Below are 13629 nucleotides of genomic sequence, written 5' to 3'. Positions count from 1 at the left end.
ACCGAATCACAGCGGTGCAACGTGGCGCCGGACCCTCTCGACTGACCATTGGAGAGCCATGACCACATCCGATCAGCCAGCACCTGCGGTGAATGCATTGGGCCCTGCCAGCACCCTGCTTCCCGAACTGCCCAAACGAGCCATCGGCATTGATGTGGGCGGCACGGGGACCAAAGGCGGGATCGTCAATCTGCGCAAAGGAACCCTGACCGGAAAACGGCTGCGGATCCCCACACCTCAGCCGGCGACGCCCCAGGCCGTGGCCGGGGTCATTGCGACGATTCTCGACGAGCTGCTGTCCCGCGAGAAAGCCCCTTCGGCGAAATCGCTTGCCGTGGGGGTGACGCTGCCGGGGATTGTGATCGACAACGTGGTGCTCTCGGCGTCGAATATCGATGAGTCCTGGCTGGAGTGCGACACCACCGAGCTGCTGAGGGATCTGCCGGGTCGCACCTCCACGCTCAATGACGCCGATGCCGCAGGTCTGGCCGAGGCCCGCTACGGCGCTGGGGCAAATAAGCCCGGCACGTTCATGACGGTGACTCTCGGAACGGGGGTCGGGACTGCGATCGTCCACGACGGGGTCCTGGTGCCGAATTCAGAGCTGGGACATTTGGAGTTCGAGGGTGTGAAGCCGGCTGAGCAGAAGGTCTCGGCTGCCGCCCGGGAGCGATTGGAGATTCCCTGGGATGAATACGGGGATACGCTGCGCCGTTTTCTGCTGCATCTGGAAAGGATTCAGCCGGTCAAAAAGTTCATCATCGGGGGTGGAATATCTAAACGCAGTGAAGATTTTCTGCCGTTCGTCACTGGGCTGCGTGCAGCAGTAGTACCGGCTCAGCTGACCAATAACGCCGGAATCGTCGGTGCAGCGCTGTATGCCGCTGAGCAGGCGGCGCTCGCGGAAGTTCGCAGCTCCACGCATTAGAGAGATGTTCCCCACATCTGCTGTGTAAACCACATGTTACGGGAATGTTTCACGCGGCCATGAGGTTCTTCTCCTGGACCGTATACCGCGGTGGCACAGTGCCTGTGCCGAGCTACACAGAAGGATGTGATGCAATGCGCACACTCAAGGAGAGAATTTTTAGAACGTCCAGGAACAGCAATCGGATTCTGGCTGTTCTCAATGCGGCTGATCGCACTGACGACAACACGGTGATGAACATCTCCGCTACCCAGTCAACCCTGGGCTTCCGCGCAGGAGTCAATCGCTGACCTCCGCGCCTTTGGATCGCGCCGAGCCGGGCCCGCCACGGGTACCGACTCGGCGCTTTTGCTAGTATTACCTCTTGTGCCGTTCGCGGTATGCGGGCCGATAGCTCAGCTGGTTAGAGCACTGCGTTTACACCGCAGGTGTCGGGGGTTCGAGTCCCTCTCGGCCCACTTCATTGCACAATCCGAGCTCAGACCCGTAGGCGGGAACTGACGACGTTGCATTTGTCGTACTCCTAGTTGACATGGTTCACAAGACGTCGCATGGTGGGAATACGCCCCAACGTGACCCATCGGCCCTGATCAACAGGACGCACCGCTGACGGTCAGCCAAACGCGCGCCCTAGGAGGGCAAGACCATGACCGCTTTCGATCCGACCCGACCGTCGTCCACTGAGTCCGGAGCAGCCCGTGAATCTGACGCGCACTCGCTCAGCGTGGGTGCCAACGGACCGCTGCTTTTGCACGACGTGGCACTGGTGGAGAAGCTTGCCCGGTTCGACCGCGAAAGGGTTCCGGAGAGGAGTCCGCACGCCAAGGGCTCCGGAGCCTTCGGCGAGTTCGAGGTGCTCGATGACGTCAGCGCCTACACCAAGGCCGACTTCCTCCAGCCGGGAAGAAAGACACGCATGCTTGCCCGGTTCTCAACGGTCGCTGGAGAACTGGGATCCCCGGACTCATGGCGGGACGTTCGCGGTTTCGCGCTGAAGTTCTACACCCAGGACGGCAACTTCGACATGGTGGGCAACAACACCCCGGTGTTCTTCGTGCGCGACCCCATGAAGTTCCCGGATTTCATCCACTCACAGAAGCGGCTGCCCGATTCCGGGCTGAGGTCGAACAACATGCAGTGGGACTTCTGGACCCTCTCCCCCGAGTCGGCCCACCAGGTCGCCTATCTCATGGGGGACCGTGGACTGCCCCGGACCTGGCGGAATATGAACGGCTACTCCTCGCACACCTACATGTGGGTCAATGAGACCGGAGAGAAGTTCTGGGTTCAGTACCACTTCCACACCGACCAGGGTGAGGACAACATGACCAACGAGGAGGCGGCCAAACTGGCTGGCGAGGATGCGGACGTGCACCGCCGTGACTTGTTCGATGCCATCAAACGCGGCGACCACCCCAGTTGGACCCTCTCGGTGCAGATCATGCCCTACCAGGACGCGAAGACCTACCGCTTCAACCCGTTCGATCTGACCAAAACGTGGTCGCACCAGGACTACCCCCTGCACAGGGTAGGCCGTTTCACCCTCAACGAGAATCCCACCAACCACTTCGCACAGATCGAACAGGCCGCGTTCAGCCCCAGCAACACTGTCCCCGGCACAGGCGTGTCTCCGGACAAGATGCTGCTCTCCCGCGTCTTCTCCTACCCGGACGCCCACCGCAACAGGATCGGCACGAACTTCAACCAGCTTCCGGTGAACGCCCCGCACGTTCCCACCAACAGCTACGACAAAGAAGGGGCGATGCAGTACCACCACAGCGGTGATGCTGCGGTGTATGCGCCCAATTCCTACGGCCGGTCCTACCAAGACGCCCAGGGACCGGTGGACAACGGCTGGGAAGCCGACGGTGAGCTCATCCGCTCTGCCTACACCCTCCACCCCGAGGACGACGACTTCGGCCAGGCCCATCAGCTGGTGCGCAGCGTCTACACCGAGGACCAGCGCGACCGCCTCGTGGAGACCGTGGTGGGGATGCTCATCGGCAGCGTAGAGGAGCCGGTTCTTTCCCGCGTCTTCCAGTACTGGAAGAACATCGACCACGAGGTGGGCGAGCGGATCGAGAGTTCCTACTTGGAACAGTCATGAAGGCCTCATGATGATGTGGTGCCCATCACCTATGGCTCCCCGCCCTGAAAATGGTTCGCGAACGCGCAACAGGGCAGAAACACGCGCATAACACTGCGTCTCTAGGCTCAGACAACGAGAGCAGGTGACCTTCTTACCTGCTCCTTTCGTTCTAGAGCACCGGGACCAATGATGATGACGCCATCACCTCAGCACACCGGCATCGGCTATCTGGCTGGCGGTGTTGGCACCACCATCAGGTCTCTGTTCTCTGCCATGCCGAACACTGCCGTCAGCCAGAACACAGGCGTTGTGGCCCTGACAGATGTGGTGAGCCGGTTCGCCTATTCAACCAACAGAGGGAGTTCTCCATGGTGTCAGTCAGTCTCGGTGCCAATAAGTACGGCAAAGCTGAAAACCGTGTGGTGCGGATCTATCGCGATACCCCACGTCACCAGATCATCGATCTCAACGTCACTTCGCAGCTGCGAGGCGAGGATCTGCTGGACTCGTATCTGACCGGGAACAATGAACTGGTTGTCGCCACAGACACCCAGAAGAACACCATCTTCGCCTTTGCCAAGGAGCACGGAATCGCCTCCGCGGAGGAGTTCCTGCTGAAACTCTCTGAGCATTTCGTCGGCGAGTTCGACTGGATCCAGGGCGGACTCTGGCAAGCCGAAGAGTACGCCTGGGAACGCATCTCAGTCGATGGCCAGGAACATGATCACTCTTTTGTGCGAGGCGGATATGGCACCCGTCTTGCCACCGTCCAGGTGGCCGAGGGTGCTACCCATGTCACCGGAGGGGTCAAAGACCTGGTGGTGCTGAAATCCACTGGAAGTGAGTTCGCCGGCTTCCCCCGTGACAAATACACCACTCTGGTGGAAACGGACGACCGGATCATGGCAACCTCGGTCACCGGCCGCTGGAGGTTTCTGCCCGAGGCGGTGGAGGCCGGGATCGACTACAACGGGCTCTACTCCGAAGTCTCTGAGATTCTGCTGTCCACCTTCGCCTCCGTACACTCGCTGGCGCTGCAGCAGACGCTGTTCGAGATGGGGAAGGCTGCTGTCGCAGCCCGTCCGGAGATTGCAGAGGTGAAGTTCGCCATGCCCAATAAGCACCACTTCGCCTATGATCTCTCACCGTTTGGCCTGGAGAACCCCAACGAGGTCTTCTACGCCGCCGACCGCCCCTATGGTCTGATCGAAGGAACGATCCTCCGCGACGGCGCAGCACCGGCGCCTGAGGCCTGGGTGGATGTCCCCACCTCGGTGTGACGGACCGTTACGCTTGAGCCTCATGTTTGAGCCTCATGGCACCTCACAGGCGGCTGCGATTTCACGGTCATATCGCCGGGGCGGGAACCTCCGGTGGAACCCGCCTTGTCCTGGGCTGCTGGTCCCGCAGTGTGCGCGGAGCATTCGCCGATGTCATGGTTCAGCATCCCGACGACTCCAGGACTCTATTGGCCCCTAACTCCTGGGTGGCCGGTTTCGTGGCTGCCACCTACACCTTCGACGAGGTGCTCGAAACGCCGGTTCAGCTCCACACCCCGCCATCCCAGTCTGACCGCATTGACATGCACCGCCCGGGTGCCCAAGGACCACACGCTCTGAATTCTGCAGCAGGTGCGGCCAGCCTGTGCCAGCCTCCCCCTTCGTCACCGACTAAGAGGGTCCGGGGAGCACCAGCATGTCGGTGTGCCCGACACGCACCAGCAGCTGGTGCTGGGCCAGCTGGTGCAGTCGACGCTCCACCCACGCCTCAGCAGTCTGTTCCAGGGCAGGGTCCTGTTCCACGGCGACGGCAGCCCGGTCGATCAGATACCTGTGTGTCAGATCGCTGTGGTCGCTGGAGAGTTCCCAGTCGGTCTCCTGGACAGTCACGCTCATCCCTCGACCAGCGAACAAGGCTGCGACGGCGCCGGCGGCATCAGGACCCAGTATGCCCCCACGGCGCTGGTGCGCATCAAAGGCCTCGGAGATGAGACCGTCCTCTGGATCCTGCGGTGAGATCTGCACCGCACCGGTGACGGTCAGACTGAAAAGACCAGCTGCCTGCCAGGTCTCCCCCGCCGAAGCCACAGCCTCGACCAGAATCTCCGCCTCGGCCGCAGTGAGCAGATCCAGCAGCGCTGCACAGGTCACCAGGACCGGTCTGCCCTCAGGTCCGTGCTCCCGGGAAGAAGACGCCGGCTTCAGAGACTCCAGCAGCGCTGGAAGGTCCTCGATGGCACCCACCTGCCGGTCAGTGCTCACCTGCGGTGTGGAGAGGCTGAGCATCTCTGCGACGCCGATGAGACCGGCGTCGTGGTCCAGGAGCGTCCAGTGCTGGTTCAGTCCCAGTCGTGTGGCCAACCACGCCTGGTTCGAACCGGTGCCGGCCCCGACGTCGATGATGTGGACTGAATCAGCGCCGCTGGCACGCAGATGCCGCTGCAGCCTGTCCAACAGATGCGCGGACTTTTCCCGCGCCCGGTGATCAGCTTCCCGGCGCAGCGCCAGCCAGTCTGCGGGCACGGGACGGTTCACCAGCGGACTGCCGTCCTCAGAGATTCTGCTGTCTGGGTCCATCCCGGGAGTCTATCCCGGTGCTGGAGGGCACGCTCACGCCAGGTGCTGCGCAGCTGAGGATCTCGGAGCCAATCGCGCAGCAGTGCACTCCATTGGCCGTTGTCCTCCGGCTCTGCCACGGCCCCTGGTGCGGGCAATCGGGCACGGGGTTCGGCGGGGCTGCCCCGTAGGGCCTCTTCAGCACCGGTTCCCCGGCCGACTATGACCGGTATCCCGCGGGCCAGCGCCTCGGTGACCACCATGCCGTAGGTCTCTGCCCGGGAGGGCAGCACCAGCAGGTCGGTGTGATGCCACAGCGTCTCTCGCGCCTGGCCCTCCACCGCACCTGGGACGCAGATGCGGTGCGGATACTGCGCACAGGCCGCTTTGACCCGTTGCGCATAACCAGGATCCTGGTGGCCCGGACCGGCGATGACACAGCGCCAGGGCAAGTCCTCATTGGTCTCCAGCGCAGCGATGACCAGCAGTGGGTTCTTCCGTGGGGTCAAGGCGCCCAGGAACAGTATCTGTGGCACAGGTGTGCCCACCGCTTCAGTGGATCCTGCAGCCGTCGGTGCAGGATCGGCGCCAGGAACAGCCACGTGGATACCAGTGAGTCCATACCGGCGCTGCAGGTCCTCACGTGCCCAGGTGCTGGTGGCGACCACCGTGTGCGCCACCCGCAGGGCGGCACCTTCCCGGCAGGTCAACCGGTGACGCTGCTCCGCGGTGAGCCCAGATTCGGCAGGCAGGGGAAGGTGGACCAGTACACTGACCTCGCACCCCTGCCTGACCGCACGGGCCAGTTCTTCCGGGGCGGCAGAGGCGATGATGCCATCCACCAGCGCCCACCGGTGAACCGCCAACACCTGGTCCAGCGCCTGACGGTGAGGCGCAGTGGGCTGTGGCCAGGCTCCGGGCAGGCGATAATGGCACACGCTGAGCCCTGACTCGGCCCATGCGGCCAGTATCTGCAGGTTGTAGCCTGTCCCGCCGCTGGGTCCGGGCAGATCAGCGGGGGTGATGAACACCGGCGCCTCACGCACCACCTGCAGATGCTCGGCGATCTCCATGGTGCTTGTCTCCATTCAGCTGAGGAGGTGGGCTCCGTGGGCCCCAGGAGCGGCCGCCTCTTTGGTCTTCTTCCACTTCCGCAGGTAGAGTAAGACTATTGGACCACGCAGGTCCATTGCGTCGTAGGAACTCTCTTTCAGCCTCGGCCGGTGCTCAGACCCGGCGGTAGGCTTCAAGCAGTACTTTTCTCGCGGCGACCGAATGCACCATCCGGTGCAATCGCCACAGCCAGTGCCCTGGCGCGCACACGCTGCCGCTCCTTGACCTCTGGCGCATCCTGAAAGGCATCCGCCATCTCTGATACACCTATGACCTTCGTCGACTTGGGCGTGCCCGCTCCTTTGGTGCGCGCTCTTGCCGCAGACGGCAAGTTCCAGGCCTTCCCCATCCAGCAGCAGACGCTGCCTGACACCCTGACCGGCCGCGATGTGCTCGGTCGCGGCAAGACCGGCTCCGGAAAGACCCTGGCCTTCGCCATCCCGCTCATCGCCCGTCTCGCCGAGAACCGGAACCCACGGCTCTCGCGCACACCCCGGGGGCTTGTCCTGGCTCCCACCCGTGAACTCGCCACCCAGATCAATGCTGTGCTCGAGCCGCTGGCTGCCGCCTGTGGGATGGGCACCACCACCATCTTCGGCGGTGTGAGCCAGAAGCACCAGGTGGAGGCGCTGAGAGCCGGTGTCGACGTCGTCGTCGCCTGCCCGGGGCGTCTGGAAGACCTGCTCAGTCAGGGTGCACTGACCCTCGACGGCGTGGAGGTCACCGTTCTGGACGAGGCTGACCATATGGCGGACCTTGGTTTCCTGCCCGGGGTGACCAGGCTGCTGGCCCAGACGCCTCCACGCGGGCAGCGCATGTTCTTCTCCGCCACGCTGGACAACGGTGTGGACAAGCTGGTCAAGCGCTTCCTGCACAATGAGCTGCTGCACTCGGTGGACGAGCCCACTTCCCACGTGTCGGCGATGACCCACCACATCTTCGAAGTTCCTGCCGAGGAGAAGAAGCCCCTGGTCAAGGCGCTGGCGTCGGGGACCGGCAAGCGGATCCTGTTCACCCGCACCAAGCACCAGGCGAAGAAGCTGGCCAAACAGCTCACCGCCGGCGGCACCCCGGCCGTGGACCTGCACGGCAACCTTTCGCAGAACCAGCGTGACCGCAACCTGGCTGCTTTCGGCGGCGGAGACGTCCGGGTGCTGGTGGCCACCGATGTCGCCGCCCGCGGGGTGCATGTGGACTCCGTGGAGCTGGTGGTCCACGTGGATCCCCCGGCAGAGCACAAGGCGTATCTCCACCGCTCCGGGCGCACCGCCCGCGCCGGCAGCAGCGGCGAGGTGGTGACGGTGATGCTGCCCGAGCAGCGCAAAGACACCCAGGCGCTGCTGCGCAAAGCCGCCATCAAGGCTGAGCCGCTGACCGTGACCAGCGACTCTGCGGCGGTCACCGAACTGGTCGGAGAGGTCGCGCCCTATGTGACGCCCGCCGTGCAGGCTGCGCCGCAACACTCGGGCGGTGCAGGCTCACGCTCAGGCGGCCGCTCCAACGGCAGGCGTTCCCGCCCTGGTCAGGGCGCGCGCAGCCAGGGACGGCGCCGCCGGGCGCACCAGCCCTCCGGCTCCCGCGGCTGATTCCGAAGCGACGAGAGGTACCGGCTCAGCTGGCAAGTCACCGAAAAGGGTTAAGAACTTTGAGTGGAGGAGCTTGGTTCAGAACGTGGTGAGTCTCAGGCATGGACCGAGCCTGTGATTCACCTCATAATAATGTCAACTCTCTGCCCTTCCCTCGGGGGTGAAGCTGTGCGAGTCTGGTAATAGTGAATGCTTTTGAGAACAGGACAGTCGCCATCGTCGGGGCAGGCAGCGTCGGAGCCTCGATCGCATACGCTGTGATGATTCGCGGCTCAGCCCGGCATATTCGGCTCTATGACATCAACGCCGCCCGCGTGGAAGCTGAGGTCCTCGACCTCGCCCACGGCAGCCAGTTCACCGGTGCCAGTGACGTCTCCGGCGGCGACGATCTGGAGCAGATAGAAGGGGCCGACGTCGTCGTCGTCACCGCGGGGGCCAAGCAGGACCCCGGGCAGACGCGGTTGGACCTTGCCGCGACCAATGCCGGTATTCTCGAATCGCTGATGCCGCAGCTCATTGAACGGGCTCCTCAGGCCATCTTTTTGCTGGTGACCAATCCTTGTGACGTGCTCACCACGGCCGCTCAGAAGCTCTCGGACCTGCCCCCTGAACGGGTGTTCTCCAGCGGCACCGTGCTGGACACTGCGCGGCTGCGCTGGCTGCTGGCGCAGCAGGCTCGGGTCGCCCGGCAGAGCGTTCATGCCCATATCGTCGGCGAGCACGGTGACACCGAGTTCCCGCTGTGGTCGACGGCCACGATCGGTGTCACCCCGCTGCTGGATTGGGAGGTCGACGGCCAGAAGGTCTTCAGCCCAGAGGGTCTTGACTCAATCACCGATCAGGTCCGTAGCGCTGCCTATCAGGTGATCCAGGGCAAAGGGGCCACCAACTACGCCATTGGGCTTTCTTCGGCCCGGATCATCGAAGCGGTGCTCAACGATGAGCACGCTGTGCTTCCGGTCAGCACCGTGCTGCAGGGGTTCATGGGAATCGAGGGAGTCGCCCTGTCGGTGCCCAGCGTGGTCTCCGCCTCTGGTGCGGAACCGGTGACGACCACACCCTTCTCTCAGCATGAGGAAGAACTGCTGCAGCATTCGGCCAACGAGCTGATGGGTGTCCAGCGCTCACTGGGACTGTAACCGGCTTCGCCCCACCTCGGTTCCCGCGCACACCTGCAGGGTACCGGGATTTCACGATCCGTGGACCTAACGGGAGCATTGTCGAAACTTGCCTCACCCCTTGCGTGCATGTCCACGATGCGCCGGGAAATCAGGCTCCGCAGCAGTTGACTCAACTGCCGCCGACGCTGGTCACGGCCGTTCGGCAGTCACTCCAGGCAGGTCGGCGAAGCGAGCGAGCACATCGCCACTGAGCAGCACGCGTTCTGTCTGCGCGGCATGCGCGGCGACGATCAGATCATGAGCACCGCGGGCCCTGCCTGACCGTCGAGCATGGGCGATCAGCCGGGCGTGATGGACGGCGGTAGCCTCGGTGTACTCCAGCACCTCGACCGCGCCGGTGATCGCGGCCAGAGCACGGGAGCGGGCGGCGGCACGCTCCGCTGTGTCTACCAGCTCGATGCCCGTTCGATACTCAGCCACAGTGATGGCGGCGATGGCCAACTCATCGTCGTCGAGGGAAGCGCGATCGAAGGCGCCGCGCTCATAGTCGATCAAGACATTCGTATCGAGGATCACGCGCCTGCCCACGGGTCTGCCTCCTCGTGAGTGAGACTCCCTACGGCGTCAGCGATGTCCGCAGCGAATCGGTCATCGGGCGGCGCGATCTCGGTCAGCGCTGCCCGCAGATCGCGTCCGGTGCGGTGGGGCGCGGGTCGGATCTCTGCGATTGGCCGGTTGCCCCGGGTCACCGTCACCGTGTCGCCCACCTCGATCGCATCGAGCAGGTCGGAGAATCGGCGGGATGCCTCGGTGGCGCTGATAGTACGCATACATCCATATTATCTGATAATCAGATCGAGTGAAGCGATCCGGACGCGGAACTACCCCAACTTACGTGGACCAGGCTGGAGCATTATCAAAACTTCCCCCCTCGCTGGTTTGCGTTGCCGTGGTGCACGGCACCCTTCGGGAACGTCGACGACCGTCTCGTGTTAGGCAACGCAAGGTCACGAAGTCGTCTCGACCGTCAGAGGCGGTGCTACGTCAAGCAGAGTCCGCGTATGAAGCGGGAGGTTCGTTGAAGACCATTGCTCAGGAGGTCGGATTCGGCCATGAGCGGTTGTCAGGCTTTCTTCGTGCACGGTGTGTCAGGGGAGTCTGACCGAATAGATCTGGCACTGTTCATATCGTGGCGCTCTGCCCTTGAGAGCTCAGGTCACGGGTGCAAGGAGCAGACCTGCGATCAGCTGACCCGCGAGTCGACGTGCATCGTAGCGAGGGTCCTGGTTGGCGAAGATGCAGAGGTTGCCGATACCGCGCATCAGCTCGTCTGCGCCGACGTCCGCTCTGATATCACCCGAGGCTATCGCGGCGTCGAGCATCTGTGCACACACCGGGACGAGGCTCTCGACGAAGTAGGCATGCAACGTGTCGAAGCTCATCTAGTCGTTGCACACTGGAGCACCTCGACTCACAGCTCGTTGCCGCTGACACCGATTTGCCGTCAGAGGTCCTTGATGCGATCGACACGATCGTTCCACCTGGGGTCGATCTCGCCCCAGCAGAGAAGAACGACACAACGCCTGCGCTACTCGACCCAAGGCTTCGAAGACGCTGACACCAGCGACGCCCACTCGCCGCGTTGTCCGATGACTACGACGTCGAAGACGCCGGCGAGTCAGCCCCGAGATGAATATTTTCGACCGTCCCCTCCGCGGGCCCGGACGCGAAACTGCCCCGCCATCAGACGGGGCAGTTTCGAATTTCTCAACTGACGTGGAGCATATCGGACTCGAACCGATGACCCCTTGCATGCCATGCAAGTGCGCTACCAGCTGCGCCAATGCCCCATATATTCAGTTTGTCATCGCCGTGCTGGCAACCCCTACACATTACACCGTTGAGGGAGCTTCCGGCAAGTCAAGATCAACGGTGGGGACGTCCGCGTAGAGCCGGTCCAAACCGTAGACGGCCCGCTCCTGCTCATGCTGGACGTGGATCACCATATGGCCGTAGTCAAGTAGCACCCAGGTGTCAGCGCCCCGGCCTTCCCGGCGCAGCGGCACCGAGCCGTGCTGATCCTTGAGCTGATGCTCAATCTCCTCGCAGATCGCCTGAATCTGCCGGTCCGAAGGTGCCGAACAGACGAGGAACGCGTCGGTGATGCCCAGGCGCTCCCCGACGTCGTATCCGGCGATGTTGGTGGCGAGTTTTTCAGCGGCGGCTGATGCGGCAGTGCGCAACTCTGTCAGCACGGTCTCAGGAACAGTCATCATTGATGCTCAGTCTAGAGGACGAAGAAGTAGATCCCTGCGGCGATCGCGGCCAGCAGAAGGACTCCCAGGACGATCGTGACCCACATCAGAGCATTCTGCCGGTTGGCCTGACGGGAGGTGGCATCGACCATCTTGTTCAGGTCCAGCCCGTGAGCGCCCTGGGCGTGCACAGGCTCGATCTGCCCGGTGAAGTACTGCATCTCCTCAGGATCCTGCCCAAGGGAGTCACGCAGCATCTTATCTGTCAGCACCTGGGACTCAGGACGTTCGCGGCTGCGCCGCCTGCGCTCCTTCTCCGCAGCAGCCTGCTCCTTGCGCATCCGTTCCTGATTAGCCTGCATAGCCTTGGCGGCAAGCGCCTGCTGCTTCTTCAGCAGTTCAGGATCCACCCTGTTGGGATCCTCGATCACAGCAATCTCAGCGTTGGTGGCATCCAGTTCCGCCATCAGTTCAGGACTCAGGCGCGGAATCGACTGAGTATCCCGCAGCAGCCGGCGAGCCCGGCGGGAACTCAGGCGTCCGGTATCCTCAGGCTCTGCCGCCTGGTCCGGCTCCACCTCCGAATCCGACTCTGGATCCTCTTCCGCCTCAGCATCCGCGATCTCCTCCTCAGGGCGCACCGGCTCCTCGGCCGGCTCAGGAGGCGCCGGCAGTACTACCGCCGGCTCTTCGCCGGATGTCTCCTCCGCAACATCGGATGCCGCGGCATCAGCAGCATCGAATGGCTCCGGATCTTGATCCTGTTCGGCCTCGGCGGCCGGCTCCTCCGGAAGGTCATTCCCCTCAGAGGCTGAGGTGTCCTCGACAAGCCGGGCGAGCTCATCGCCGTGGTCAGGCTCAACGGGCGCTTCATCGGCAGACTCGGCATCGCTGCCGGTCTCCTCCTGGCTGGTGCGTTCAGCCTCCTCACGGCGGCGGCGCAGCTCCTTGCGGGAGACAGGCAGATACCGCGCACGGAGTTCATCTCCGTTCGCCGTGTACTGCTCTGTGGTCTCTGCGCTCATATGGAAGCCTCCTGCTCGTCCTGACCCATGCTATGCCCAGATAAGCTGCGATCCGGTTCACCGACTGCGCGTGTGCATGAATCTCCTTGATAGAGCTTGTGCTTGTTGATGTATTGGACCACGCCGTCCGGGACCAGGTACCAGACCGGCTGACCGGCTCGTCCCCTGGCTCGGAGATCGGTGGAGCTGATGGCCATAGCTGGAATCTCCATCAGCGAGATGCTCTCCGTCAGCCCGAAGTCCTCGCTACGATACCCAGGGCGCGTCACCGAGACGAAGTGAGCCAGCTCCCACAGCTCTTCAACGTTCCTCCAGGACATGATCTGCTCCATGGCGTCTGCCCCGGTGATGAAGAACAGATCGGCATGGGGGTACAGCTTGGCGAAATCCCGGAGGGTATCAATGGTATAGGTGGCACCGCCGCGGTCGATATCTACCCGGGAGACGGAGAACCGCGGGTTGGAGGCGGTGGCGATCACTGTCAGCAGGTAGCGGTGCTCGGCGGTGGTGACCCGCCGCCCAGCCTTCTGCCAGGGCTCTCCTGTGGGAACAAAGATAACCTCATCGAGTCTGAACTCCGCCGCCACTTCCGAAGCGGCCACCAAGTGGCCGTGGTGGATGGGGTCAAAGGTGCCGCCCATAATGCCGAGACGGCGCGGACCATCGCCTGAGCGGTGGGCGACTCGCGAAAAAGGTGGCAAACTGGCCTGCTATTCGGGACGTTCAGTGGCCGGAGGTCGGATCAGCCGGCAGCTCCTTGCCCTTGTTGGCGAATCCCAATGTCACCAGCAGGGACAGCATCAGCGCAGCAAACATGATGACGCCGAACCACGGGGTGGGCATGAAGAGCTCGGTCTCTTCGGCGGCCCCGGTCATCAGCATCAGTACATCGAACGGCAGGTTCAGCATGCCTCTCCCTCAACGAATAGTTCAGAACATGCCAAGTCTACGCGAAAG

Annotated in this window: 14 protein-coding genes, 2 tRNA genes and 1 pseudogene; 7 read left to right on the top strand and 10 right to left on the bottom strand. The window is 63.1% G+C overall.

Translation table 11 applies throughout. From position 1 onward, the window contains the following. Nucleotides 1-58 precede the first annotated feature (58 nt). The 5 genes and pseudogenes from ppgK (at nucleotide 59) to pucL (ending at nucleotide 4297) form a co-directional block, all read left to right on the top strand. A complete protein-coding gene (gene ppgK / locus DVO78_RS10795) occupies nucleotides 59-928 on the top strand; it encodes a polyphosphate--glucose phosphotransferase (protein WP_120004899.1) in 870 nt (289 codons plus the stop codon). A 384-nt stretch (nucleotides 929-1312) separates the two neighbouring features. Next, nucleotides 1313-1386: transfer RNA gene (locus DVO78_RS10790), tRNA-Val, on the top strand. Nucleotides 1387-1574: 188 nt separating this feature from the next. After that, complete coding sequence (locus DVO78_RS10785; protein ID WP_120004898.1) at nucleotides 1575-3035, top strand: catalase; 1461 nt, start codon at nucleotides 1575-1577, stop codon at nucleotides 3033-3035. Nucleotides 3036-3203: 168 nt separating this feature from the next. Then, a pseudogene (locus tag DVO78_RS18400) lies at nucleotides 3204-3344 on the top strand (hypothetical protein); the annotation flags it as partial. A 41-nt stretch (nucleotides 3345-3385) separates the two neighbouring features. Further along, nucleotides 3386-4297 (top strand): factor-independent urate hydroxylase, encoded by a 912-nt coding sequence (gene pucL, locus DVO78_RS10775; protein ID WP_120004897.1) that lies wholly within the window; start codon nucleotides 3386-3388, stop codon nucleotides 4295-4297. A gap of 390 nt (nucleotides 4298-4687) precedes the next feature. Here pucL and DVO78_RS10765 read toward each other — a convergent pair whose 3' ends face one another. Continuing rightward, a complete protein-coding gene (locus DVO78_RS10765; RefSeq protein ID WP_157983992.1) occupies nucleotides 4688-5593 on the bottom strand; it encodes a class I SAM-dependent methyltransferase in 906 nt (301 codons plus the stop codon). Next, a complete protein-coding gene (locus DVO78_RS10760) occupies nucleotides 5548-6660 on the bottom strand; it encodes a glycosyltransferase family 4 protein (protein WP_120004895.1) in 1113 nt (370 codons plus the stop codon). The genes DVO78_RS10765 and DVO78_RS10760 overlap by 46 nt, the downstream gene beginning before the upstream one ends. A gap of 294 nt (nucleotides 6661-6954) precedes the next feature. Between DVO78_RS10760 and DVO78_RS10755 the strand changes: the two genes are divergently transcribed. Both DVO78_RS10755 and DVO78_RS10750 read left to right on the top strand, forming a co-directional pair. After that, entirely contained in the window at nucleotides 6955-8271 is a 1317-nt protein-coding gene (locus DVO78_RS10755) for a DEAD/DEAH box helicase (RefSeq protein ID WP_120004894.1), read from the top strand. A gap of 185 nt (nucleotides 8272-8456) precedes the next feature. Beyond that, nucleotides 8457-9410: an L-lactate dehydrogenase gene (locus tag DVO78_RS10750; protein ID WP_120004893.1), complete on the top strand. Its 954-nt coding sequence runs from the start codon at nucleotides 8457-8459 to the stop codon at nucleotides 9408-9410. A 171-nt stretch (nucleotides 9411-9581) separates the two neighbouring features. Here DVO78_RS10750 and DVO78_RS10745 read toward each other — a convergent pair whose 3' ends face one another. From DVO78_RS10745 to DVO78_RS10705, 8 genes are all read right to left on the bottom strand, one after another. Next, entirely contained in the window at nucleotides 9582-9980 is a 399-nt protein-coding gene (locus DVO78_RS10745) for a type II toxin-antitoxin system VapC family toxin (protein ID WP_120004892.1), read from the bottom strand. Further along, nucleotides 9965-10222: a type II toxin-antitoxin system Phd/YefM family antitoxin gene (locus DVO78_RS10740; protein ID WP_120004891.1), complete on the bottom strand. Its 258-nt coding sequence runs from the start codon at nucleotides 10220-10222 to the stop codon at nucleotides 9965-9967. The genes DVO78_RS10745 and DVO78_RS10740 overlap by 16 nt, the downstream gene beginning before the upstream one ends. A gap of 381 nt (nucleotides 10223-10603) precedes the next feature. Then, a complete protein-coding gene (locus DVO78_RS10735) occupies nucleotides 10604-10834 on the bottom strand; it encodes a hypothetical protein (RefSeq protein ID WP_202912159.1) in 231 nt (76 codons plus the stop codon). A gap of 335 nt (nucleotides 10835-11169) precedes the next feature. Then, a tRNA-Ala gene (locus tag DVO78_RS10725) sits at nucleotides 11170-11242 on the bottom strand. A gap of 42 nt (nucleotides 11243-11284) precedes the next feature. Beyond that, the gene (gene rsfS, locus DVO78_RS10720) at nucleotides 11285-11668 is read right to left on the bottom strand and encodes a ribosome silencing factor (protein ID WP_338016578.1); all 384 of its coding nucleotides are present in this window, start codon (nucleotides 11666-11668) and stop codon (nucleotides 11285-11287) included. Nucleotides 11669-11679: 11 nt separating this feature from the next. After that, entirely contained in the window at nucleotides 11680-12672 is a 993-nt protein-coding gene (locus DVO78_RS10715) for a hypothetical protein (RefSeq protein ID WP_120004890.1), read from the bottom strand. Then, a complete protein-coding gene (gene nadD, locus DVO78_RS10710; RefSeq protein ID WP_274380758.1) occupies nucleotides 12669-13373 on the bottom strand; it encodes a nicotinate-nucleotide adenylyltransferase in 705 nt (234 codons plus the stop codon). Before nadD ends, DVO78_RS10715 begins: the two co-directional genes overlap by 4 nt. Before the next feature lie 22 nt (nucleotides 13374-13395). Next, entirely contained in the window at nucleotides 13396-13581 is a 186-nt protein-coding gene (locus DVO78_RS10705; RefSeq protein WP_120004888.1) for a hypothetical protein, read from the bottom strand. Nucleotides 13582-13629: the final 48 nt, after the last annotated feature.

The sequence above is a fragment of the Nesterenkonia muleiensis genome, from assembly GCF_003600155.1.
Classification (GTDB): Bacteria; Actinomycetota; Actinomycetes; order Actinomycetales; family Micrococcaceae; genus Nesterenkonia; species Nesterenkonia muleiensis.
This window is presented reverse-complemented; position numbering and strand designations above follow the sequence as displayed.